The sequence below is a fragment of the Pseudomonas sp. COW5 genome, from assembly GCF_026240005.1.
Taxonomy (GTDB): domain Bacteria; phylum Pseudomonadota; class Gammaproteobacteria; order Pseudomonadales; family Pseudomonadaceae; genus Aquipseudomonas; species Aquipseudomonas kribbensis.
Map to the genome: position 1 here is coordinate 1,482,828 of NZ_JAPHVP010000001.1, position 20,805 is coordinate 1,503,632.

General features: G+C 61.0%; 20 protein-coding genes. 7 read left to right on the plus strand and 13 right to left on the minus strand.

Annotated features, from left to right (window positions below; translation table 11 throughout):
* Window positions 1-33: 33 nt before the first annotated feature.
* A complete protein-coding gene (locus OQ248_RS06805; protein ID WP_007953823.1) occupies window positions 34-945 on the minus strand; it encodes a LysR family transcriptional regulator in 912 nt (303 codons plus the stop codon).
* Window positions 946-1,005: 60 nt separating this feature from the next.
* Window positions 1,006-1,596 (minus strand): NAD(P)H-dependent oxidoreductase, encoded by a 591-nt coding sequence (locus tag OQ248_RS06810; RefSeq protein WP_265812382.1) that lies wholly within the window; start codon window positions 1,594-1,596, stop codon window positions 1,006-1,008.
* A gap of 203 nt (window positions 1,597-1,799) precedes the next feature.
* Between OQ248_RS06810 and OQ248_RS06815 the strand changes: the two genes are divergently transcribed.
* Window positions 1,800-2,114, plus strand: a complete 315-nt coding sequence (locus tag OQ248_RS06815; RefSeq protein ID WP_114881344.1) for a putative quinol monooxygenase — start codon at window positions 1,800-1,802, stop codon at window positions 2,112-2,114.
* Here OQ248_RS06815 and OQ248_RS06820 read toward each other — a convergent pair.
* Window positions 2,104-2,868, minus strand: a complete 765-nt coding sequence (locus OQ248_RS06820) for a sulfite exporter TauE/SafE family protein (RefSeq protein ID WP_265812383.1) — start codon at window positions 2,866-2,868, stop codon at window positions 2,104-2,106. The two genes, OQ248_RS06815 and OQ248_RS06820, sit on opposite strands and share 11 nt — an antisense overlap.
* Window positions 2,869-2,950: 82 nt before the next feature.
* On the opposite strand from OQ248_RS06820, the gene OQ248_RS06825 reads away from it, so the two are divergent.
* The 5 genes from OQ248_RS06825 to OQ248_RS06845 all read left to right on the plus strand — a co-directional run bounded on the left by OQ248_RS06825 (window position 2,951) and on the right by OQ248_RS06845 (window position 5,874).
* Window positions 2,951-3,832, plus strand: coding sequence for a LysR substrate-binding domain-containing protein (locus OQ248_RS06825; protein ID WP_265812384.1), 882 nt, complete (start codon window positions 2,951-2,953; stop codon window positions 3,830-3,832).
* Window positions 3,833-3,877: 45 nt separating this feature from the next.
* Entirely contained in the window at window positions 3,878-4,453 is a 576-nt protein-coding gene (locus OQ248_RS06830; RefSeq protein ID WP_265812385.1) for an NAD(P)H-dependent oxidoreductase, read from the plus strand.
* 52 nt (window positions 4,454-4,505) lie between these two features.
* Window positions 4,506-4,883 carry a MerR family transcriptional regulator gene (locus tag OQ248_RS06835; RefSeq protein ID WP_265812386.1) on the plus strand — a complete coding sequence of 126 codons (378 nt, stop codon included), beginning with the start codon at window positions 4,506-4,508 and terminating at the stop codon, window positions 4,881-4,883.
* 146 nt (window positions 4,884-5,029) lie between these two features.
* Window positions 5,030-5,539, plus strand: coding sequence for a flavin reductase (locus OQ248_RS06840; RefSeq protein ID WP_007953834.1), 510 nt, complete (start codon window positions 5,030-5,032; stop codon window positions 5,537-5,539).
* 59 nt (window positions 5,540-5,598) lie between these two features.
* On the plus strand, window positions 5,599-5,874 hold the full coding sequence (locus tag OQ248_RS06845) for a LysR family transcriptional regulator (protein ID WP_085713206.1): 276 nt from the start codon (window positions 5,599-5,601) through the stop codon (window positions 5,872-5,874).
* Between the two features lie 52 nt (window positions 5,875-5,926).
* Here OQ248_RS06845 and OQ248_RS06850 read toward each other — a convergent pair whose 3' ends face one another.
* The 7 genes from OQ248_RS06850 to OQ248_RS06880 all read right to left on the minus strand — a co-directional run bounded on the left by OQ248_RS06850 (window position 5,927) and on the right by OQ248_RS06880 (window position 15,117).
* Window positions 5,927-6,484 (minus strand): chorismate lyase, encoded by a 558-nt coding sequence (locus OQ248_RS06850; RefSeq protein ID WP_265812387.1) that lies wholly within the window; start codon window positions 6,482-6,484, stop codon window positions 5,927-5,929.
* A 75-nt stretch (window positions 6,485-6,559) separates the two neighbouring features.
* Window positions 6,560-6,925 carry a helix-turn-helix domain-containing protein gene (locus tag OQ248_RS06855; protein ID WP_085713204.1) on the minus strand — a complete coding sequence of 122 codons (366 nt, stop codon included), beginning with the start codon at window positions 6,923-6,925 and terminating at the stop codon, window positions 6,560-6,562.
* Between the two features lie 129 nt (window positions 6,926-7,054).
* Window positions 7,055-8,533 carry an efflux transporter outer membrane subunit gene (locus OQ248_RS06860; RefSeq protein ID WP_265812388.1) on the minus strand — a complete coding sequence of 493 codons (1,479 nt, stop codon included), beginning with the start codon at window positions 8,531-8,533 and terminating at the stop codon, window positions 7,055-7,057.
* Window positions 8,534-8,542: 9 nt separating this feature from the next.
* Window positions 8,543-11,620, minus strand: coding sequence for a MexW/MexI family multidrug efflux RND transporter permease subunit (locus OQ248_RS06865; protein ID WP_248738386.1), 3,078 nt, complete (start codon window positions 11,618-11,620; stop codon window positions 8,543-8,545).
* Window positions 11,617-12,717 (minus strand): efflux RND transporter periplasmic adaptor subunit, encoded by a 1,101-nt coding sequence (locus OQ248_RS06870; protein WP_085713201.1) that lies wholly within the window; start codon window positions 12,715-12,717, stop codon window positions 11,617-11,619. The genes OQ248_RS06865 and OQ248_RS06870 overlap by 4 nt, the downstream gene beginning before the upstream one ends.
* Window positions 12,718-12,853: 136 nt before the next feature.
* On the minus strand, window positions 12,854-14,011 hold the full coding sequence (locus OQ248_RS06875) for an oxidoreductase (protein ID WP_114881338.1): 1,158 nt from the start codon (window positions 14,009-14,011) through the stop codon (window positions 12,854-12,856).
* A 230-nt stretch (window positions 14,012-14,241) separates the two neighbouring features.
* Window positions 14,242-15,117: an NAD(P)-dependent oxidoreductase gene (locus OQ248_RS06880; RefSeq protein ID WP_265812389.1), complete on the minus strand. Its 876-nt coding sequence runs from the start codon at window positions 15,115-15,117 to the stop codon at window positions 14,242-14,244.
* Window positions 15,118-15,272: 155 nt separating this feature from the next.
* Between OQ248_RS06880 and OQ248_RS06885 the strand changes: the two genes are divergently transcribed.
* Window positions 15,273-16,409 carry an LLM class flavin-dependent oxidoreductase gene (locus OQ248_RS06885; protein WP_265812390.1) on the plus strand — a complete coding sequence of 379 codons (1,137 nt, stop codon included), beginning with the start codon at window positions 15,273-15,275 and terminating at the stop codon, window positions 16,407-16,409.
* Window positions 16,410-16,509: 100 nt separating this feature from the next.
* On the opposite strand, the gene rfbA is transcribed toward OQ248_RS06885, so the two are convergent.
* The 3 genes from rfbA to OQ248_RS06900 all read right to left on the minus strand — a co-directional run bounded on the left by rfbA (window position 16,510) and on the right by OQ248_RS06900 (window position 20,800).
* Window positions 16,510-17,433, minus strand: coding sequence for a glucose-1-phosphate thymidylyltransferase RfbA (gene rfbA, locus OQ248_RS06890; protein WP_085734075.1), 924 nt, complete (start codon window positions 17,431-17,433; stop codon window positions 16,510-16,512).
* A gap of 42 nt (window positions 17,434-17,475) precedes the next feature.
* On the minus strand, window positions 17,476-18,558 hold the full coding sequence (gene rfbB / locus OQ248_RS06895; protein WP_265812391.1) for a dTDP-glucose 4,6-dehydratase: 1,083 nt from the start codon (window positions 18,556-18,558) through the stop codon (window positions 17,476-17,478).
* 64 nt (window positions 18,559-18,622) lie between these two features.
* Window positions 18,623-20,800, minus strand: a complete 2,178-nt coding sequence (locus OQ248_RS06900) for a prenyltransferase/squalene oxidase repeat-containing protein (protein ID WP_265812392.1) — start codon at window positions 20,798-20,800, stop codon at window positions 18,623-18,625.
* Between the last annotated feature and the right edge of the window lie 5 nt (window positions 20,801-20,805).

Here is a 20,805-nt window from a genome sequence, read left to right on the forward strand (position 1 = left end):
ACAACCAAATCACTGTTGCGCAGGGATCACGAATCAGCCTTTGAAATCAGCACTGGCGTAAGCCGCCAGTTTGCTCTGGATGAAATCCAGGAAGCACTGGATGCGCAGCGCCAGCTGCGAGTTGCGGTAGTACACCGCGTTGATCGGCTGGCGATAACCGCTGTTGAATTCCGCCAGCAACACCTTGAGGCGCCCGGCGCGAATATCGTCGATGGTCATGAAATGCGAGAGGCAGGCAATGCCCTGGCCTTCCAGCGCCAGATGCCGGACCGTCTCGCCGCTGGAGGCGCTGATCGCCGGGGTGATCGGCCAGCGGTCGCCGTGCACGTAGCGCAACGGCCACTGGTTGAGGCCTTCGTTCTGGGTGAAGCCGAGCAAGGTGTGTTCGCTCAGATCGGCGACCTGGAGCGGCGCACCGTGTTTTTCCAGATAGGCAGGACTGGCGACGATCAGCAGCGGACTGCAGCCCAGCGACCGGGCATGCAACGTCGAATCGGCAAGGGTGCCGATGCGGATGGCGACGTCAGTGCTTTGTTCCAGCAGGTCAATGATCAGATCGTTGCTGTTGAGTTCGAGCTGGATGTCCGGGTACAGCCGACGGAATTCGTCGATGTACGGCACGATGGCGTGGAGCATGAACGGCGACGCGGCGTTGATGCGCAGCCGTCCTGACGGGGTTTGCTGACGCGAGGAGAGGCGCTCTTCGAGCTGGTCCATCTGGTCGAGGATCAGCTTGGCCTGTTCGAAGAAATACTTGCCCTCCTCGGTCAGGTCCATGCGCCGCGTGGTGCGGTTGATCAGCGTGGTGTCGAGCTTGGCTTCCAGCCGCGACAGCGTGCGGCTGACCGCCGACGGCGTCTGTCCGACCTGCTCGGCGGCGGCGGAGATCGAACCGCATTCGATCACGCAGACGAAAATCTGCAACTCATCGGATCTGGCTTTCACGGGTGTCCTCGAATCGAAAGGCCTGCTGCACAGGCTCAGGCCTTCGATAGTAGCCGAGCGTCAGGCCTTGAGGCCAAACACCTCGCTCAGATGCTGCTCGTAACGTGCCACATCCGCTTCAATGTTCGGGCGTTTCATCACGTCCACACAGAGGAACGTCGGCAGGCCGGTCATGCCGAGGAACTCGTTGGCCTTGTGGAACGGGAAGTAAACGGCGTCCACGCCTTTGGCTTCGAAGAAGTCGGTCGGGTCATCGAACGCCTGCTGCGGCGCGTTCCAGGTCAGCGACAGCATGTACTGCTTGCCGTGGATCAGACCGCCGCTGCCGTACTTCTGCGAGGAGTCGGAACGGGTGCGGCCATCGCTGGCGTAGAGGCTGCCGTGGCCTTCAGTGAACACTTCGTCGATGTACTTTTTCACGGTCCACGGCGCGCCCATCCACCAGCCCGGCATCTGATAAATGATCACGTCGGCCCAGAGGAATTTGGCGACTTCTTCGGCGATGTCGTAACCCTCGTCAATGAAGGTGGTCTTGACGTCGACACCGCCGCGATCCAGCACGCTCAGCGCCGCTTCGTGCAGGGTGGTGTTGTAGCGACCGTCGGAGTGGGCGAATTTTTTACCACCGTTGAGCAACAGCACTTTTTTCATGGGACAGCCTCGATCGGATGCCGATGCACAGCGCAGAGCGCCGGATGGACAAGGGGAGAAAATTGGATGGCGGCAGATTAGCGATGCGTCTCGCGCGGAATAAGCATCGATTGCGCAAAATTCATTTGAGTAAAACGCACGAATCGATTGCCGATTGTTGCCGTAGGATTGGCCGCCATCTGAATCTGAATGGAGTTTTTGCGATGAGCGAACGCCAGGGTTTCATCCTGCACGCCAAGACCCGCCCGGAAAAAGCCGAGGCCTTCGAAGCGTTTTTCCGCGCTTATGTCGAGCCGAGCCGCGCAGAACCCGGCTGCATCGAGTACCACATGCTGCGCGACAAGGAAGACCCGACCCTGTTCATCTTCTACGAGATCTGGGAAAGCCAGGCGCATCTGGACGTGCACTCGAACCTGCCGCACATGCAGCAGTTTCTCGCGCAGCGCATGGAGTATCTGGAGCGGGATTTCGACATCCGCCCGATCGAGATGCTCAGCGATTCGTCCGCTAGCCGCTGATCAAGAGATGGGCGCCGAGCGCGCCCAGACCGATGAAGAAAACGCGCTTGAACAACACCGCGCTGATGCGCTGACGCAGCCATTGCCCGAGCAGCATGCCAAGCATCGCCGGGATCAGCGCCAGCAGCGAAGCGCTCAATTCCGCGCCGCCGAGTGACCCGCGCCAGAGCAATCCGCCGGCCAGCGCCAGGGTCGACACGGTGAAGGACAGGCCCAGCGCCTGCACCAGTTCATCGCGGCTCAAACCCAGTGCCTGTAGATACGGCACCGCCGGAATCACGAATACGCCGGTGGCCGAAGTGATGACGCCGGTGATCACCCCACACAGCGGCGCCAGCCACGCCTCATGGCGGCGACTGACACTCTGCGTCGGCAGGAACAATCCGCTCAACGCATAAAGCAACAACGCCGCGCCGAGCCCGCGCACCACCCAATGCCCGCCCGCCATGCCGATCCACAGGGTGCCGATGGCCGTGCCGAGAAAGATCGCCAGCAGCATCGGCCACAAGCGTTTCACCAGCCCGCGCAAATGCCCGCCGAACGCCAGTTGCCAGAGGTTGGTCAAGGTCGCCGGAATGATCAGCAACGCCGCAGCCTGCGACGGCACCATAGCCAGACCGAGCAAGCCCATGGCGACGGTGGGCAGGCCGAGGCCGATCACGCCTTTCACCAGACCGGCGAGGACGAAGGTCATCAGCACCAGCAAAGACAGGGCCAGACCGAGGTTTTGATAGAAATCTGCGAGTGCGTTCATGGCGATACTGTGCGCCTGCGCGGATGAACTGAAAATCTGTCATACACTGAGGCAGCCTCTCTCTCAGCAAGAGTCACCCGCCATGCATTTCGACCTCACCGACCTGCGCCTGTACCTGCACATTATCGACAGCGGCAACATCACCGCCGGCGCCGCACGAAGTCATCTTTCACTGGCGGCGGCCAGTGCGCGGATCCGGGCGATGGAAGCCTCGTTGGGCACAGAGTTCCTTGAGCGTGGGCGCCGTGGCGTCACACCGACACCGGCCGGTAAAGCGTTGGCGCAACATGCGCGAGTGTTGCTGCAACAGGCCGACCGCTTGCAACAGGATCTGGCCGAATACGCCCGCGGCGTCAAAGGCCAGGTGCGTCTGCTGTGCAACACCACGGCACTCAGCGAATACCTGCCGGAGGTGCTGGCGGATTTCCTGCGTGGGCATCCCAATCTCGACATCGATCTGCAGGAGTTGCCCAGCGCCCGCATCACCCATGCCTTGCGCCAGGGGGCGGCGGATCTGGGCATTGTGTCCGACGCGATCGACACCACCGACTTGCAGACCCGAGCGTTTCGCGACGACCCACTGGTATTGATTCTGCCTCTGGAACATCCACTGTCTGACGCGACCGATGTCAGCTTCAGCGACGCCCTGCGCCATGACTTTATCGGTCTGCATGCCGACAGCGCGCTGGCGGTGTACCTGGAAGAACAGGCCCTGCACAGCGGCTCACGAATGCAGATCCGCATCCGCGCCGATGGTTTCGGCGGCGTGATGCGCATGGTGGCCCGAGGTGCTGGTCTGGGCATAGTGCCGCTGGCGGCGGTTCAACGTGCCGCGCCGCAAACCTTCAAGACCGTGCCTATGAGTGAAGCGTGGGCCAGGCGCAAACTGTTGCTGTGCGCCCGCAACTTCGCCGCACTCCCCGCCTACGCCCGCGCCTTGCTGGACGCCTTGACTCTGCCCTGAGGGGCAGACTTTACGCTTGAGGTTTCTTCTTCAGGGACAGTGATTATGGGCAAGCGAATCCTGCTGATTCTCGGCCATCCATCCAGCGACAGTTTCTGCGCCGCACTGGCCGGACACTACCTGGCCTCGGCCCGCGAGGCCGGGCACGAGGTGCGACAACTGTCCCTCGGCCAGCTCGATTTCGACCCGGTCCTGCGCGAGGGTTACAGCCGAGCTCAGACACTTGAAACGGATCTGCTCCAGGCCCAGGCCGACATCCTTTGGGCCGAACACCTGACGCTGGTGTACCCGATCTGGTGGGGCGGGATTCCGGCGATTCTCAAAGGCTTTTTCGACCGGGTCCTGCTCCCGGGTTTCGCGTTCAAATACCGCCAGGGCAAAGCGTTTCCCGACAAACTCCTGCGCGGTCGCAGCGCCCATTTGCTGGTGACCATGGACACGCCGCCCTGGTATTACCGCTGGATCTATCGCATGCCCGGCCTGCACGAAGTGCGCAAGAACACATTGGCGTTCTGCGGTATCGAACCCCGTCGCACGTTGACCTTCGGGCCGATACTCGGCGCCAGCGACCGTCAACGTGAAACCTGGCTGAAGCAGGCCGGATCGATTGCCCGTCGTTGAGTTTTCCGTTATTGCTGCGCATGTCCGCTGACGGAGAAAAAGGGATTTGCACATGTACATCGGCCAGGCCGCACAACGTTCGGGAACCACGATCAAGACCATCCGCCATTACGAGTCGATCGGCCTGCTGCCCGAGGCCCGGCGCCAGGGCAAATACCGGGTTTACGATCCGCAGACAGTCGAGCTGCTGAGCTTTATCAAATGCGCGCAGGCGCTGGGTTTTCGCCTCAGGGAATTGCAGGCGATTTTTGCCGGCCAACCGGAATTGTCGCCCTACGAAAAGGCCCGCCGCGCGATTGCCGGCAAGCAGCAGGATATCGCAGCGCAACTCCTCACACTCACCCGACAGCAAGAGGAACTGAGCGCGCTGGAGGCCAGCCTTGAACACGCGCAACAGCAATGCCTGTCGAGCGTACCGACTGCAAAATAAGCACACGGAATAGTTTTCAAGGTACGAATACATACGTACTATATCGCCAGAGCGAACGTGTTGCCCGATACCCGTTTTCGCACAACGACAACGGACAAGGAAGAACGGATCGGCTCCATTAAACCTACATGGAATGAGGTGACGCGATGGTTGATTCAACGGAGTTTCGTAATGCAATGGCGATGCTGGGGAGTGCCGTCACCATCGTCACGACCGATGGCCCTGCGGGGCGTTTCGGCTTTACCGCCTCGGCGGTGTGCAGCGTGACGGATTCACCGCCGACGCTGCTGGTGTGCGTCAATCGCTCGTCGTCCAATCACGAGCATTTCAAGACCAATGGCGTGCTGTGCGTGAACGTCCTGACCGGCGACCACCAGTCGACATCAGGGGCATTCGCCAATCGGCAGTTGAGCATGCAGGAGCGTTTTTCCAGCGTGAACTGCCAGACCCTCAAGACCGGTTCGCCAGTGATCGAAGAAGCGCTGGTCAGCCTCGATTGCCGGGTCAGCAAGGTCGACGAGGTCGGCACTCACAGCATTTTCTACTGTGAAATCCTCGAGCTGCAGCAACACAGCGAGGCCACGGAAGGCCTGGTCTATTTCAACCGCAGTTACTACCGCCTGAACGACGAACTGCGCCTGGCACCCGAGCAGTGATCCAGACACCCGCCGGCCTCGGCTGACCCCAGCCGGTGGGTCATGACAGGGATGTAACCATGCTATTCAATGAAGACAACTTCGCGGATATCGACCTGAACCTGATCATCATTTTCCTGGTGCTGTTCCGCGAACGCAGCGTGTCACGCACGGCCGAGCGCCTGCACGTCAAACAACCCGCCATCAGCGGATCGCTGGCACGACTGCGCAAGCGGTTCGATGATCCTCTGTTTCTACGCTCATCCAGAACCATGCGCCCGACCTCGAAAGCCGAGGAACTGGCGCAGGCCCTGACGCCGGCGATCAAGCAGATCGAAGCGGTGATCCGGCTCTGAACAAACGGCGAAAAAAAACCTGCGGGCGTTCGCTCCCGCAGGTTTTTTTTTGTCAGGCCGATTTGCGCGCCTGAGCGTACTCGACCCGGGCCCAGAACGCCGGCAGGAAGCACTCGCTGACCAGCAGCGCCGAGCCATTGCGGGTGAAGCGCGAACGCCGGGCCAGCAGACGTTTGGCCTGCGGCGCGTAGCGCTGGGACAGCGCCGCCAACGGCGCGCCGGCGGGCAGCAAGGCGCACTGGAAGGGTTCGCGCAGGGTCTGCTCCGACGTGTAGAGAATCTCGGCCAGCGGCCGACGACCGTAGCCGTTCAGATCCGACCAGTCACCGTTCAGCGCCGGCATACTGGTCAGGCTGCGCGCGGTGACGCAGGCCTCGCCATCCAGTTTCATCACCACCTCGCGCACCCAGCCGATGGTCATCGGCGGCACGTTCAGCGCTTGCGCTTCTTCTGGATTGAGCGGGCCATGGGACTGCTCGACCACTTCGATTGAATAGTCGCCCATGGCTTTCAGACGCGGGGTCAAGGCCCCGGGCAAAAATAGCCAGTGATGCTCGGAGCCGGTCAAATCCGACAGGGGTCGCGACGACCAGTAATGACTTGTATCCATACCCGCACACACCTTCCTGGTGATGGTGAATTGATTGGTTGCCGTGGAAGGCCAACCCTTCACCGGCGGTGTCTGTCACTCGGTTCCGTTTTCTTCGGTCACTTCGTGTTTGCTGATCACGCTGATGGTCTGTTCATCGGTCTTGACCGCCGACAGCAGCGAGTCGAGCAGGCCAGGGAAACGCACGTCCATGTCTTCACGACGCAAGGACAGCAGGTTTTCCCGACCGTAAGGGCGTTGCCAAATCAGACCGCTGTCGCGCAGGACCCGCCAGTGGTGAGTCATGGTCGACTTCGATGCGCCCTTGAGGATCCGGCCGCATGGATGTTCCTGGCCATCGGACAACACTTTCAACACGGTCAGGCGTAGCGGGCTTCCCAATGCGTTCAGCACATTTTCCAGAAGGATCTGATCCTGATTGGGATGATTCGGGACGTTCATAGGTAGGTACCCTTGATGATATAGGCGGGAAAAATCCGTCTTGTATTCGTCTATACGAGAACAGTAAGACTATACACAAGATGCTTTTTTCCCGCGACAGCCGCCCCAAAGGCGGCGTCCCGGAAAACACTACAGAGCACCGCTCTGTGCCGTCTCCAGCGCGGGTGCCTGGAACCCGCCGCCCAGCGCGGGTGCCTGGAACCCGCCGCCCAGCGCGGCCATCAACGAAACCGAGCTGTCGATGTGCTTGCTGTTGAGGAAGGCCAGGCGCATTTCGTCCTGAATCAATTGTTGCTCGATGTTCAGCGCATCGAGGAAGGTGTCTTCCCCTGCCTTATAGCGCGACTGCGACAGATCGTAAGACGACTGGGCAATCGAACAGGCATCGCGCTGCACGACGATCTGCTGCTCGAAGGAACGCAGCTGCGTCACCGAAATCGCCACCTCATGCAGCGCCGAATTCAGCACCCGGTTGTACTGGGCGATGGAGCTGTCGAGTTCGGCGTTGCCGGCCTTCAGGTCCGAGCGCAGGCGCCCGGCATCGAAGATCGGCAGCGACACCGTCGGCGCCACATTCCAGAACTTGCTGACCCCGGCGAACATCGCATCACCGATCAAGGCATGGGAACCTGCCGCCGCCACCAGATTGATGTTCGGGTAGAACGAGGTCTTCACCGCCGCGACGTTTTTGGTCTCGGCCTCCACTCGCCAGCGTGCAGCGACGATGTCCGGACGACGGCCGAGCAACTGCGCAGGCAACTGCGCCGGCAATGCCACCACACTGGCCTGCAGATTCGATGGCCGCTCAAGGGTGTGCGCACGATCGACGCCCTTGCCGATCAGCGCCGACAGTTGCAGCCGGGCGATTTCGATGTCTTCGTTGGCGCCGATCAGGGTCGACTCCGAACGCGCCTTGAGGCTCTGCACCTGTTTGAGTTGCGAGAGGTTGTCGAGCCCCGAGCCGTAGCGCGAATCCGTCAGTTCCACCAGCTTGCTCAAGCGTTCGAGATCGCGCTGATTCAGCTCCGACACTTGCCAGGCATACGCCAGCTGGTTGTAGGCCTTGGCCACGTTGACCGCCAGAATCAATCGCGACGATTGCAGATCGACTTCCGCCGCTCGTGCGCTGTTGAGCGCCGATTCCCAGGCGGCACGCTGACCACCCCAGAGGTCGAAGGTGTAGCTGAAGTTCACCGCCAGATTGCGTGCGGTGAAGTACTTTTCACCCTCGCCGCTGTAGTCCTCGAAGCGTGACAGCCGACCGCGAGTGACACCCGCCGACGCGTCCATTTCCGGGTATCGCTCGGCATCGCGCAGATCGAGAAATGCGTTGGCCTTGGCCACCCGGGCAGCGACTTCCTGCAAGTCCGGGTTGCTGGCATACGCCTCTTCGATCAACGCGCCCAGGCGTGGATCGCCCAGCGATGTCCACCAGTCCGCACGGGGCCATTGGGCCGGCGGCAATTTGTCTTTCAGGCTGTCGGACGGCGCATCGCCGAGCGCCAGCAATTTGCCCTGATGATCGATCCCGGCGTAGTTCACACAACCCGCCGCCAACAGGATGGACGCCGCCAGGGGCGCCAGCATCAAACGTGTAATCGAATACATGTCACGTCCTCACAGGATGGGTTGCGGCACACCGGCCGGTTCGGCTTCGGGTGCATGGCTCGGCTGCTTGATCGAACTGAGCAGCGTGTACACCGACGGCAGAATGAACAGGGTGAACAAGGTGCCGATCAGCATCCCCACCACAATCACCAGGCCCAGGCCGAAGCGGCTGTTGGCGCCGGCACCGCTGGCGAACAACAGGGGCGCGAGGCCGACCACCATCGCTGCGGTGGTCATCAGGATCGGCCGCAGACGCACCTGCGCGGCGTGCTGGATCGCTTGCACGCGGTCCATGCCTTGCTGGCGCTGCAACTCGTTGGCAAACGCGACCATCAGGATCCCGTGCTTACTGATCAGACCGATCAGTGTGATCAGGCCGATCTGGGTGTAGATGTTCATCGAGGTCATGCCCAGCGCCAGCGGCACCAGGGCCCCGCAGATCGACAGCGGCACGCTGATCAGAATGATGAACGGGTCGCGGAAGCTCTCGTACTGCACGCTCAGCACCAGGTAGATGATCACCAGGGCCAGGCCGAAGGTGAACGCCAGGCTGTTGCCTTCCTGTACGTATTGGCGGGCGTCGGACTGCCAGTCGAAACTGAAGCCTGCCGGGAAGCCTTCCGATTGTTTTTGCAGGAAGCCCACCGCATCACCCAACGTCACGCCCGGCGCCGGAATGGCCTGGAACGTAGCAGAGTTCTGCTGGTTGAACTGGGTCAGGCGATTCGGCTCGACCTTGACGCTGAGGGTGGCCAGCGTCGACAGCGGCACCGGATTGCCCTTCTGGTCCTTCACGTAATACAGCTTCAGGGTTTCCGGGGTCAGGCGATCTGCCGACACCGACTGCGGAATCACGTCGTAGGAGCGACCGTGGAACGAGAACCGGTTGACGTACTTCTCGCCGATCAGGCTGTTGAGCGTCTCGCCGATGTCCTGCATGCGGATGCCGAGGGCGTTGGCCTTGGCCCGGTCGACCTGGATTTCCACCACCGGGTTGTTGAAGTCCAGATCGCTGTCGACCACCGCGAACAGACCGCTGGCTTGCGCTGCCTGCTTGAGCTGGTCCATCACGTTGTACAGCGCCAGATAATCCTGATCGCTGCGGATCACCATCTGCACCGGCAGACCACCGGTAGAGCCCGGCAACGGCGGCATCTGGAACACGAAAATGCTCGTGCCTTCGATCTGGTTCACCCGCGCCTGCAAGTCAGGCTGGATGGTGTTGGCATCGCGGCCGCGTTTTTCCCAGTCCACCAGGTTGATCCCGCCGACGCTGTTGGACAGACCATCGGATCCATTCGCCACCCAGTTGCTGTAACCCTCGGGGATTTCGTTGAAGGTCTTGTACAGCTCGTGGGCGTAAGCTTCGAGGTAATTCAGGTTGGCATGCTGCGGCGCCTTGATCGCGGTCAGCAGGATGTTCTGGTCTTCCAGCGGCGCCAGTTCGGTCTGCGCCGAGCGATAGAGGAACGGCAGGCTGAAGAAGATCACCAGCGCCACGCTCAGGCTGATCCAGCGACGTGCCAGCGAACCGCCGAGCAGCGCGCCATAACGACGGGACAGGTACTGGAAGAAACGATCCGCCTTGACCGCCATGAAGCCTTCGCTGGTTTTCGCGTCGAGCAGACGGGTACTCATGATCGGCGACAGGGTCAGTGCGACGATGCCGGAAATCACCACGGCGCCGGCCAGGGTCAGTGCGAACTCCTTGAACAGCGTGCCGGTGAGGCCGCCCATCAGACCGATCGGCGCGTACACCGCCGCCAGAGTGAAAGTCATCGCCACCACCGGCCCGGCCACTTCCCGGGCGCCGATCAGCGCCGCTTCGAACGGGCTCTTGCCCTCTTCGATGTGGCGGTGAACGTTTTCCACCACGACGATGGCGTCGTCCACCACCAGCCCGATGGCGAGCACCATGGCGAGCAAGGTCAGCAGGTTGAGGCTGAAGCCGAACATCTGCATCAGCATCGCCGCGCCAAGCATCGACAGCGGAATCGTCACCAGCGGAATCAGCACGGTGCGGAACGTGCCCAGGCACAGGTAAATCACCAGCACCACGATCACCAGCGCTTCGAGCAGGGTATAGCTCACCTCGTCGATCGACGACTGAATGAAGTGCGCCACTTCGAACGGGATCTGCACGGTCACGCCCGGTGGCAGGGTTTCCTGGATCTGCGGCAGCAATTCGCGCACACGCTTCACGATCACCAGCGGGTTGCCGGTCGGTGCGGCGTCCAGACCGAGGAACAACGCCGGAACGTCGCTCATCGCGCCGCTGGTGTCGGTGGAGGCTGCGTTCAGTTCCACAGTGCCGACGTCACGTACACGGATGATGTGGCCGTTGTCGTTGCGCAGCACCATGTCGCGGAAGTCTTCAACGCTGTTCAGGTCAGTGTTGACCCGCAGGTTGCTGACCACGTACAGGCCTTTGACCTGACCCGGTGCTGCCTGGAAGTTGTTGCCTTCGATGGCCGCCGAAACGTCCTGCCCGGTCATGCCGTAGCCGGCCAGACGCTGCGGATCGAGCCACAGGCGCATGGACAGTTTCTGCTCGCCCATGATGTTGATCTTGGCCACGCCTTCGATGCCGGCGAACATCGGCTCGACGACGCGGGAGATGTAGTCGGACATCTCCGGAATGGTCAGGTTGGAGCTGGCGAACGCGACGTAGGCCACGCTGGTGAAACCGCCGGAAGTACGTTCAACCACAGGGTCGTAGGCGTCCTTCGGCAAGCGATATTTGATCTGGTTGACCTTGGCCATGACCTCGGTCAGCGCCGCGATGGAATCACTGTTCAGTGCCATGCGGATCGTCACCTGGCTGCGACCCTGGGTCGAGGCCGACGACAGATAGTCGATGCCCTCGACCGAGGCCACGGCCTGGCTGATCGGTTGGGTGACGAAGCCCTGCATCAGCTCCGAAGAGGCGCCGGGATACTGGGTGGTGACCGTGATGGTCGACGTTTCCAGCATCGGGTATTGACGGATCGGCAGGTTCATCAGCGCACGCACCCCGAACAGCAGGATCAGCGTGCTGACCACCACGGCCAGCACCGGGCGGCGAAGAAAGAGGTCGGTGAAATTCATTTTTCCAGCCCACTGAGTTTAAGAGCAATCGTGTCCGGCACGCCTTCCACCGCCACACCGTCGTGGAGCTTGAGCTGACCGGATGTCACCACCTGCACGCCTTCGATCAGGCCCTTGTCGACCACCGCCCAACCGTTGCGACGCTCGCCGACCTTGATGCTTTCACGCTTGACCTTCTGCACGCCGGTCTCGTCGGTGTAGACCGAGAACACGCTCTCGCCATAGGCGTTGTAGGTGATCGCGGTTTCAGGGATCAGCAGCTCGGCGGTCTGCGGCAGGGTCACCGAGACCCGTGCATACATGCCGGGACGCAGGCGTTTCTGCGTGTCGGTGATGACCGCTTGTACGTTGATGGTGTGGGACTGGTTGATCTGCGGATCGACCGCGACGATCTTGCCGGCGAAGGTCACGTCACCCCAGGCATCGACCTTGGCCTGCACGGTCTGACCCAGTTGCACTTGCGAGCCATCGCGCTCGGCGAGGGTGAAGTTGACGCGCAGCAGGCCCGGATCCGTCAGGGTCGCCACCGCGCTGCCGGCTTGCAGGTATTGGCCCAGGTGCGCCTGGCGAATGCCGAGGGTGCCGGCGAACGGCGCACGAATGTGCCGCTGGGCGATCTGCGCCTGCATGCGTTCCATGTCGCCCTTGGCCGCGTCGTATTGAGCGCGGGCACTGTCGAAGGCGCGACGGCTTTCGGCGCCGGTCTTGGCCAGCTCCTGGACCCGGGCAAACTGCGCCTTGGCCGATTCGTACTCGCCTTTCAGGCGCACCAGTTCGCCTTGCTCGGGTGCGTCGTTGAGCTTGAGCAGCACTTGCCCCGCCTTCACTTCATCGCCGGACTCGAAATCGATGTCCACCACTTTGCCGCTGACTTCGGCCGACACCAGCACCTGACGCTGCGCCTCGAGTTTGCCGATGGCTTCGAGGTAGTAGGTGTACGGTTGTTTCTTGACCACGGCCAGACCGACCCGGGTGCTGGGGATTCGTTGCTCGGCCGCGGCCGGTGGCGGCGACCAGAAACGCCAGCCCAGCGCGGCGGAAAGAACCACCACCAGAACAATAAAGATCAGCGACTTGATAATATTTCGAGCAAGCATGTGGCACTCCCTTGACTCTTTGCTGCGAGCACAAAAGTTTGAGATTTAAGAAAATAAAGGTGCAACTTGAAACGGGCGCGTTATTGATCCCTGTGAACATTCACTGATAACGCACCCGTTTTTTATTTACCGGCTATTACGCCGCGGCCAGTACGTTGGTCTTATCCAGGTAATACTTGCCGATACCGTGCAAGTTCAAAGGCGACAGGGTGAAGTGCTTCGAACCGGTATGAATATCGCGGAAGCAACGTTCCAGGAAGTGCGACTTGTAGACGGCTTTGGAACCGGCCATCGAGTAGAGCTGGTTGACTGCATTGACCGAGTTTTCAGTCAGCACCGAGGCTGCCAGTCCGACACGGGCGCTGACCGGTTCGCCGATGGTTTCACCACGGCTGATCACCTGGTGGATCGCATCTTCCAGCAGCAGTTGCGCGGTGTGGACCGAAGAAATGGCGCGACCGGTCTTCTCGAAGATCACCCCTTCCAGGCCCGGGTCGGTATTGACCGCACGGTCGTTGCGGAAGTGATCCACCGCCGCCCGGGCCACGCCCAGCACGGTGGACATCGCCGCGAGGGTGCCGAACTCGTAGTAACCGGTGGCGTAGGCCCGGGAGCTGCGCGCTTCGGGGGATTTCTTCAGGGTTTCGACGTCCAGCGAATACGACTTGTGGACGATGACGTTGGAGCACTGGAAGTGATGGCTGCCGGTGCCGCGCATGCCCAGGGTGTCCCAGGTCGGCAGGACGGTGCATTGGCTGGCTGGGACGAAGAACATCCGCACTTCAGGGGTGGTGTTGTTCTCGGTGCCTTTGACGGTGGCGGTGCAGACCAGCCAGTCGGCGTGGGCCGAGCCACTGGCAAACGCCCATTTGCCGCTCAGCAGGTAGTCATCGCCCATTGGCAGCGCTTCGCCGCCGGAGTGGATGGCGCCGATCACGAAACCGTCGCAGTGGTTGTAGATCGCTTCGGAAGTGGCTTCCGGCAGGTAGTCCGAGAGGCGCCCCATCGCCACCTGCACCGCCAGTTGCCAGGACAGCGAAGCGTCGTAGCGGGCAAATTCCAGCACCAGCGCGGAGGTGGTCTGGATATCGACCTGGGAACCGCCGAACGCTCGGGACACCGACGTACGGCCAAAACCGTCCTTGAAGAATCGGGACATCACATCCTTGTGCGTCGCATTGGTCTGCTCGCTGTAATCGCGGTGCTGAACAATCAGCGGGTTCAGTGCACGCACCTTCTCGAGCCATTCATTGGATTCGGAGGGAAGGCTGTTCCATTGCATTAGATTTTTCATAACGGCTCCTAGCTATTATTTATTTACGATCAGCAGACGAAAAAACAGACGAACTTTTATTGTTGTTAAACCCCGATAAAAATGTACGTCTACAGTCGTACATTTGACAAGCATTATTCTCAGACTTCTTTAACTTTTCAGTGAAAGGTAAATAGCTGTCCGACAATAATTAACGGCGCAAGATGCCACCCGAACTTGCAAAGCAAGTTACGGCGTTTAAATCTGTTTGATTACTTTACGCCGGCACGCCGGTCACCGACCCGCGACAGCGATGCCCAGTCCTGATCCGCCTGACCATGGGCCATGCCGTCCAGCAAGTTGTCCTTCAACACACTGGCAAACGGCAGCGGTATCTGGGCAGCCTCCCCGGCCTCCAGCACCAGACGGACGTCCTTCAATCCCAACGACAATTTGAAGCCGGCCGGCTCGAATGTGTCATCGGCCATCTGCTTGCCGTAACCCTGATAGACCGGAACGGGGAACAGCGTCGAGGTGATCATGTCGATGAATGCGGCACGGCTGATGCCGTAGCCACCGGCCAGGGTCGAGGCTTCGGCCAGGGATTCGATCGCCGAAGCGACCATCAGGTTGGCCGACAGTTTGGCGGCGCACGCCACGTCGGCGGCTTCACCGAAGTGCCAGGTCTTGCGTCCCAGCACATCGAACAGCGGCTGCACCCGGGCCAAGGCTTCGGCAGGCCCGGAGGCGAGGATATTCAGATTGCCGGCGGCCGCCACATCGACTCGCCCCAGTACCGGAGCCGAGACGTAATCGACGCCACGGGATTCATGCAGTGCCGACAGCTCCCGGGCCAGTGCCACGGAAACAGTGGACATGTTGATGTGAACGCTACCGGCCTGAAGTCCTTCCAACGCCCCGGAATCGAGAAACACCGAGCGGATCGCCGAGTCATCACCGAGCATCGAAATCAGCACCTCGGCCCGCGCTGCCAGCGCGGGTGTATCGACAGCTTCAGCGCCGGCGGTGATCAGTGCTTCAAGCGGTGCCGACGAGCGATTCCACACGCGGACCCGATGCCCGGCCTTCAGCAGGTTCAGCACCATCGGCGCACCCATCGTGCCCAGACCGATAAATCCCAGTTCCATGTCGCATTCCTCTCTCGATGAGGTCTTCAAATCCGTTTGTAAAATGACCCGCGATTGCGATTGTACGTGTACAGGCGTACATTTCAAGTGCCACGTTGATTCATTCTTCGCGGCGAGGGTTTCAAACGTACCTTTACCCAAGGCAAGGAGGCTTTATGCAATTCGGGATCTACACCGTTGGCGACGTCACACAGGACCCTACCAACGCCCGTACCCCCAGTGAATCCGAGCGCATCCAGGCCACCCTGCAAATTGCGCAGAAGGCCGAAGACATCGGACTGGACGTGTTCGCCACCGGCGAGCACCACAATCCCCCGTTCATCACCTCCTCTCCCACCACGCTGCTGGCCTACATCGCAGCGAAAACCCGACGCATCATACTTTCGACATCCACCACCCTGATCAGCACCAACGATCCGGTGCGTCTGGCCGAAGAATATTCGCTGCTGCAAAACCTCTGCGGCGGACGCATGGACCTGATGCTCGGCCGTGGCAACACCGCGCCGGTCTATCCCTGGTTCGGCAAAAGCATCGCCGACGCCCTGCCCCTGGCGATGGAAAACTATCGCCTGCTGCACCGGCTCTGGCGCGAGGAAGACATCAACTGGAGCGGACGCTTTCGCACGCCGCTGAACCACTTCACGTCGATCCCGCGACCGCTGGACGACCTGCCGCCCTTCGTCTGGCACGGCTCGATCCGCACCCCGGAAATCGCCGAACAGGCGGCCTATTACGGCGACGGTTTTTTCGCCAGCCACATCCTCTGGCCCCGGGAACATTTCATGGCGCTGGTGGAGTTCTACCGCGCGCGTTTTGCCCATTACGGCCATGGCACACCGGAGCAGGCGATTGTCGGCCTCGGCGGGCACATCTTCATGCGTCGCAACTCCCAGGATGCTCGTCGGGAGTTCCGCCCTTACTTCGACAACGCGCCGGTGTACGGCCACGGTCCGTCCCTGGAAGAGTTCATGGAAATGACCCCGCTGGCCGTCGGCAGCCCTCAGGAAATCATCGACAAGACCCTGACCTTCCGCGAGCACTTCGGCGACTATCAGCGCCAGTTGTTCCTGTTCGACCACGGCGGTATTCCGCTGAAGACCGTGCTGGAACAACTCGACATGTTCGGCAAGGAAGTCTTGCCGGTGCTGCGTGAAGAAACCCGCAAACGCCGCTCGCCACTGGCGGCCGACGCGCCGACTCACGCCAATCGCCTGGCCCGTTTGCAAACCCCGTCGGCCGATCCACGCGCTACGGTCAAAGCTGCACAACTCGACAGCGTGACCGGCCACTAAACCTGTAGGAGCGAGCTTGCTCGCGAAGGGGGCGTCACATTCAACAACATCGTTGACTGAAAGACCGCTTTCGCGAGCAAGCCCGCTCCCACACTTGATATCAGGCAGCGCCTTTCAACGGGCGCTGCGCGTCCATCGAAACCACCACATCATCGTTGATCAGCCGTGCCAGATACTGACCGTAACCGGTCTTGCTCATGCTGCCCGCGTGCACCAGCAACTGCGCGTCGTCGATCCAGCCCTTGTTGTAGGCGATCTCTTCGAGGCAGGCGATTTTCAGGCCCTGACGTTTCTCGATGGCCTGCACGAAATTGCCGGCTTCCATCAACGCATCGTGGGTGCCGGTGTCGAGCCAGGCCATGCCACGGCCCATCACCGATACGTTTAATTTGCCACGCTGCAGGTAGACGTTGTTGACGTCGGTAATTTCCAGCTCACCACGCGGCGACGGCTTGATGTCGGCGGCAATCTGCAGCACTTCGTTGTCGTAGAAATACAGGCCGGTGACCGCGTAGTTGGACTTCGGATCGCTCGGTTTCTCGCAGATGCTCAGGGCCTTGCCGGCGGCATCGAATTCCACCACGCCAAAGCGCTCGGGGTCGGCCACGTAGTAGCCGAACACCGTGGCGCCCTCGTCGCGAGACGCGGCTTGCAGCAAGGTCTCACCGAAACCGGCGCCGTAGAAAATGTTGTCGCCGAGCACCAGACAAACGTTGTCTTCACCGACGAACTCACGACCGATGATGAACGCCTGAGCGAGGCCGTCCGGGCTCGGCTGAACCGCGTAACTGAGGCTCAGACCCAACTGGCTGCCGTCGCCGAGCATGCGCTGGAAGCCCGGCAGATCTTCCGGGGTGGAGATGATCAGGATCTCGCGGATTTCCGCCAGCATCAGCACCGACAGCGGGTAGTAGATCATCGGTTTGTCATACACCGGCAGCGACTGTTTCGAGACGCCCAGGGTGATCGGGTGCAGACGCGAACCGGCGCCGCCCGCCAGCAAAATTCCTTTGTACTTGGCCATGCTTTTTTCCTTTCAAGCAGTGAGATTTGAATGACTGAGTGTTCAGGCCACGAGGGCTTCGTTGCGTTGCTCGCCGAGACGCTCCAGTGCGTAGGCACCGGACATCACCCGCACCCACCAGGCGCGGTTGTCGAGGTACCAGTCGACGGTTTTCTTCATGCCGCTTTCGAAGGTTTCCTGCGGGGTCCAGCCGAGCGTCGCGTGGATTTTTCCAGCATCGACGGCGTAGCGTTTGTCGTGGCCCGGACGATCCTTGACGAAGGTGATCAGGTCACGGAAGTGCGCGATGCCCGCCGGTTTTTCTGCACCGCGCGCTTCGAGCAGATCGCACAGGGTTTGCACGACTTCGAGGTTGGTCTTCTCGTTGTGGCCGCCGATGTTGTAGGTCTGCCCTACTTCGCCACGGGTCACCACCGCATACAGGGCGCGGGCGTGATCCTCGACGAACAGCCAGTCGCGGATCTGCGCGCCATCGCCGTACACCGGCAGCGGCTTGCCTTGCAGCGCATTGAGAATGACGTGAGGAATCAGTTTTTCCGGGAAGTGATACGGCCCGTAATTGTTCGAGCAATTGCTCATCACCACCGGCAAGCCGTAGGTGCGATGCCAGGCGCGGACCAGATGATCGGAACCGGCCTTGGTCGCCGAATACGGCGAGCTTGGCGCATACGGCGTACGCTCGGTGAACGCCGGATCTTCGGGTTCCAGGTCGCCATACACTTCATCGGTGGAAATGTGATGGAAACGGAACGCCGACTGACGCGCCGCGTCCAGCCGGTTCCAGTAACCACGCGCAGCTTCGAGCATCGTGTAAGTGCCAACGATGTTGGTTTCGATGAAGGCTTGCGGGCCATCGATCGAGCGGTCCACGTGGGACTCGGCGGCCAGGTGCATCACCGCATCCGGTTGCAGGCGCGCGAACAATTCGTCCAGCGCCGGCTTGTCGCAGATGTCCACCTGACAGAACCGATAACGCGGCGAGTCGGACACATCGGCCAGCGACTCGAGATTGCCGGCGTAGGTCAGTTTGTCGACGTTGATCACTTCGCATACGGTCTCTTCGATCAGAAACCGCACCACGGCCGAGCCAATGAAGCCCGCGCCCCCTGTCACTAAAATTTTCATCAGCGCCTCCCCTGGCAAAATGATGATTTGACGTCCTTCGATGCTGCCCGCCGTCATGTGCGGGTCAGTTCAACAATGCCACCCAGTACTGCGACAGACCTTGTTCGAGAATCAGCAGCGTCTGGATGCAGACAAAGCTTTCGTCAGTGGTCGCCGAGGTCGCGTTGAGCGGGCCGAATCCACCGTCCTGCTTCTGATGGGAAGCGATCCAGTCTTTCGATTCCTGCAAATACGTCGGCTGGGCGTCGAGCAGAAACATTGCCGCGATGGCCATGTAAGTGCCCACCAGACTGACTGCTTTGCCCGGCCGGTAATGGAACGATCCGTTGGCCAGTTGCAGCTTTTGCAGCCAGGCGACGGTCTGTTCGGCATCGACGATGCGCCGGTTGAGAATGAACAGCGTCGACACCACGCGGTACACCGAAAACGCGTCCGGCGGATACCCGGGCTTGTTGGCGAAACCGCCGTCGGCCGAGCGGCAGCGCAGGGCAAACGCCATCACGCCCTGCTCGTCCGGCGCCTTGGCTTCCAGCGCATGCAGCGACAGCACTGCCAGGTTGGTGTGCCAGATGTCCGAGCCGAAACCCGGCACATCACCGAACCCGCCATCGGGGTTCTGGCAAGCTTGCAGGTAACGCACGCAACCGCCGATATCGTTCGGCAGTGCGCCCAGCACTCGCAGCGACAACACCGCACAGTAGGTCGCGAACACGTCACTCAGATGCCCCGGCTGCTCGGCAAATCCACCGTCGGTGTTTTGCGAAGCCCTGATGCAATCGATCAGGCTGGCCTTGTTTTCGATTTGCAGGCCCAGGGCGTGCAAGTCCGAAATTACGTGCAGCCCGGAAAACACCTGCCACGTTTTGTCGGCCCGGAAACCCAGCGGCGCGGTTTCGGCGGTCAGCCCGTAAGGCGTTTCGTTAGACGCCCGGGCCTTGGCCAGCCAGGCGAGATAACGCTGCAGATCGACATTGATGGTCGGCACGCCATTCGGGTGAATGCGCTGGACGTCGCCACCGCCGTCGATCACTTGCAGCTCACGGTTTACCAGCGCTGCATCGTCATGATGAGCAACGGCAGCAGCCGGCTCGATGGCCTGCAAGGCGTGTGCAGCGGCAAGCTGGGTTTTCAGGCTCTTCAGGTGCAGCGGCAGGTACGTCAGGTTGCCGATGCTGAAGATCCCCGGCTGACGCGGCGGCGCCCAGAATTGCCGGATGAACGGCACGGTCGGGTCATCGGGCGTCGACCAGAAATAGCCCTTGCCCATGAACAGTCCGCCATTGCGGGTGTCGTGAAACTCCAGCAAAGCAGCCGTCACCGAAGCCCGATCAGCTTCGCTCGGGCCAGACGGCAAGGCCTGGATCGCCTGCAACAGCAACGCGACGTCATAGGCGGTTTTGATCGGGAATGGCGACTCGTGATTTTTGTACGAGGTGTGCCAGTCGCAACGCACTTTGCCGTTGATCCCGACCCGGTCCCAGTACCCGCCGTAGGCCGGATCGCGGAACAGTGCCAGGGTCTGCAGCAGGAACGAACGGGCCAGGTTCGACAACGCGTTGTCGTCCCGCACATCGGCCAGTTGCGCCAGCACCAGGCTGACTTGAGCACGCACGGCGCAACGGGTCAGCGCCACATCGACACAGGATTGGCTGTCGCTGCCGGCCACCCGGCCGATCAGGTTTTCTGCATGAATCTGCAGGTGCCCGACCAGTCCCAGGCCCAACGGCTCGTTGCCGATGCGCGCCAGCAAGGCTGTGGCGCTGATGTCCAGATCGATCGAGGTCGCCAGCTCCAGCGGCGTCGACCAGTCGCTGCTGTACAGGCCGGCAACCGTGGAACGGGCGTAAAGCGCTTCAACCTTTTCCAGCATGCCGTGGATCACGGCATCGTTCGCCGCGTCCTGCGGCACTCGACGCTGATAGGCAATCAGCGCAGCCAATGCGTCCAGTTGCAGTGCCAGCGTCCGGCAACGTCCCGAACCGTGGGGCGTCCAGTAACGGTCGGCCAGTTCGTGAAAACCGGCGTTCGGCGCATCGTACAAATGCATCAGCCCGTCGTGGGCAAAACGCAATTGAACATCGTCACCGTGGTCGGCCTGGTAGAGCGTGGCCGCTACCTGGTCCTGCAACTGCTTGTCAGTGGAAATCGCGACTTCGCCACTGGCATCGGTGACAGCAAAAAAACCGCCGTACTCAATGTCCTTGAGGCCTTGATCAAATACAAACTGCGGATGCAGCGGCATGGTAA

Bases quoted from the DNA above. Each gene is read 5' to 3' on its own strand.
- OQ248_RS06810 (WP_265812382.1), bottom strand. From the start codon at position 1,596: ATGAAAAAAGTGCTGTTGCTCAACGGTGGTAAAAAATTCGCCCACTCC.
- OQ248_RS06815 (WP_114881344.1), top strand. From the start codon at position 1,800: ATGAGCGAACGCCAGGGTTTCATCCTGCACGCCAAGACCCGCCCGGAA.
- OQ248_RS06820 (WP_265812383.1), bottom strand. From the start codon at position 2,868: ATGAACGCACTCGCAGATTTCTATCAAAACCTCGGTCTGGCCCTGTCT.
- OQ248_RS06825 (WP_265812384.1), top strand. From the start codon at position 2,951: ATGCATTTCGACCTCACCGACCTGCGCCTGTACCTGCACATTATCGAC.
- OQ248_RS06830 (WP_265812385.1), top strand. From the start codon at position 3,878: ATGGGCAAGCGAATCCTGCTGATTCTCGGCCATCCATCCAGCGACAGT.
- OQ248_RS06835 (WP_265812386.1), top strand. From the start codon at position 4,506: ATGTACATCGGCCAGGCCGCACAACGTTCGGGAACCACGATCAAGACC.
- OQ248_RS06840 (WP_007953834.1), top strand. From the start codon at position 5,030: ATGGTTGATTCAACGGAGTTTCGTAATGCAATGGCGATGCTGGGGAGT.
- OQ248_RS06845 (WP_085713206.1), top strand. From the start codon at position 5,599: ATGCTATTCAATGAAGACAACTTCGCGGATATCGACCTGAACCTGATC.
- OQ248_RS06850 (WP_265812387.1), bottom strand. From the start codon at position 6,484: ATGGATACAAGTCATTACTGGTCGTCGCGACCCCTGTCGGATTTGACC.
- OQ248_RS06855 (WP_085713204.1), bottom strand. From the start codon at position 6,925: ATGAACGTCCCGAATCATCCCAATCAGGATCAGATCCTTCTGGAAAAT.
- OQ248_RS06860 (WP_265812388.1), bottom strand. From the start codon at position 8,533: ATGTATTCGATTACACGTTTGATGCTGGCGCCCCTGGCGGCGTCCATC.
- OQ248_RS06865 (WP_248738386.1), bottom strand. From the start codon at position 11,620: ATGAATTTCACCGACCTCTTTCTTCGCCGCCCGGTGCTGGCCGTGGTG.
- OQ248_RS06870 (WP_085713201.1), bottom strand. From the start codon at position 12,717: ATGCTTGCTCGAAATATTATCAAGTCGCTGATCTTTATTGTTCTGGTG.
- OQ248_RS06875 (WP_114881338.1), bottom strand. From the start codon at position 14,011: ATGAAAAATCTAATGCAATGGAACAGCCTTCCCTCCGAATCCAATGAA.
- OQ248_RS06880 (WP_265812389.1), bottom strand. From the start codon at position 15,117: ATGGAACTGGGATTTATCGGTCTGGGCACGATGGGTGCGCCGATGGTG.
- OQ248_RS06885 (WP_265812390.1), top strand. From the start codon at position 15,273: ATGCAATTCGGGATCTACACCGTTGGCGACGTCACACAGGACCCTACC.
- rfbA (WP_085734075.1), bottom strand. From the start codon at position 17,433: ATGGCCAAGTACAAAGGAATTTTGCTGGCGGGCGGCGCCGGTTCGCGT.
- rfbB (WP_265812391.1), bottom strand. From the start codon at position 18,558: ATGAAAATTTTAGTGACAGGGGGCGCGGGCTTCATTGGCTCGGCCGTG.
- OQ248_RS06900 (WP_265812392.1), bottom strand. From the start codon at position 20,800: ATGCCGCTGCATCCGCAGTTTGTATTTGATCAAGGCCTCAAGGACATT.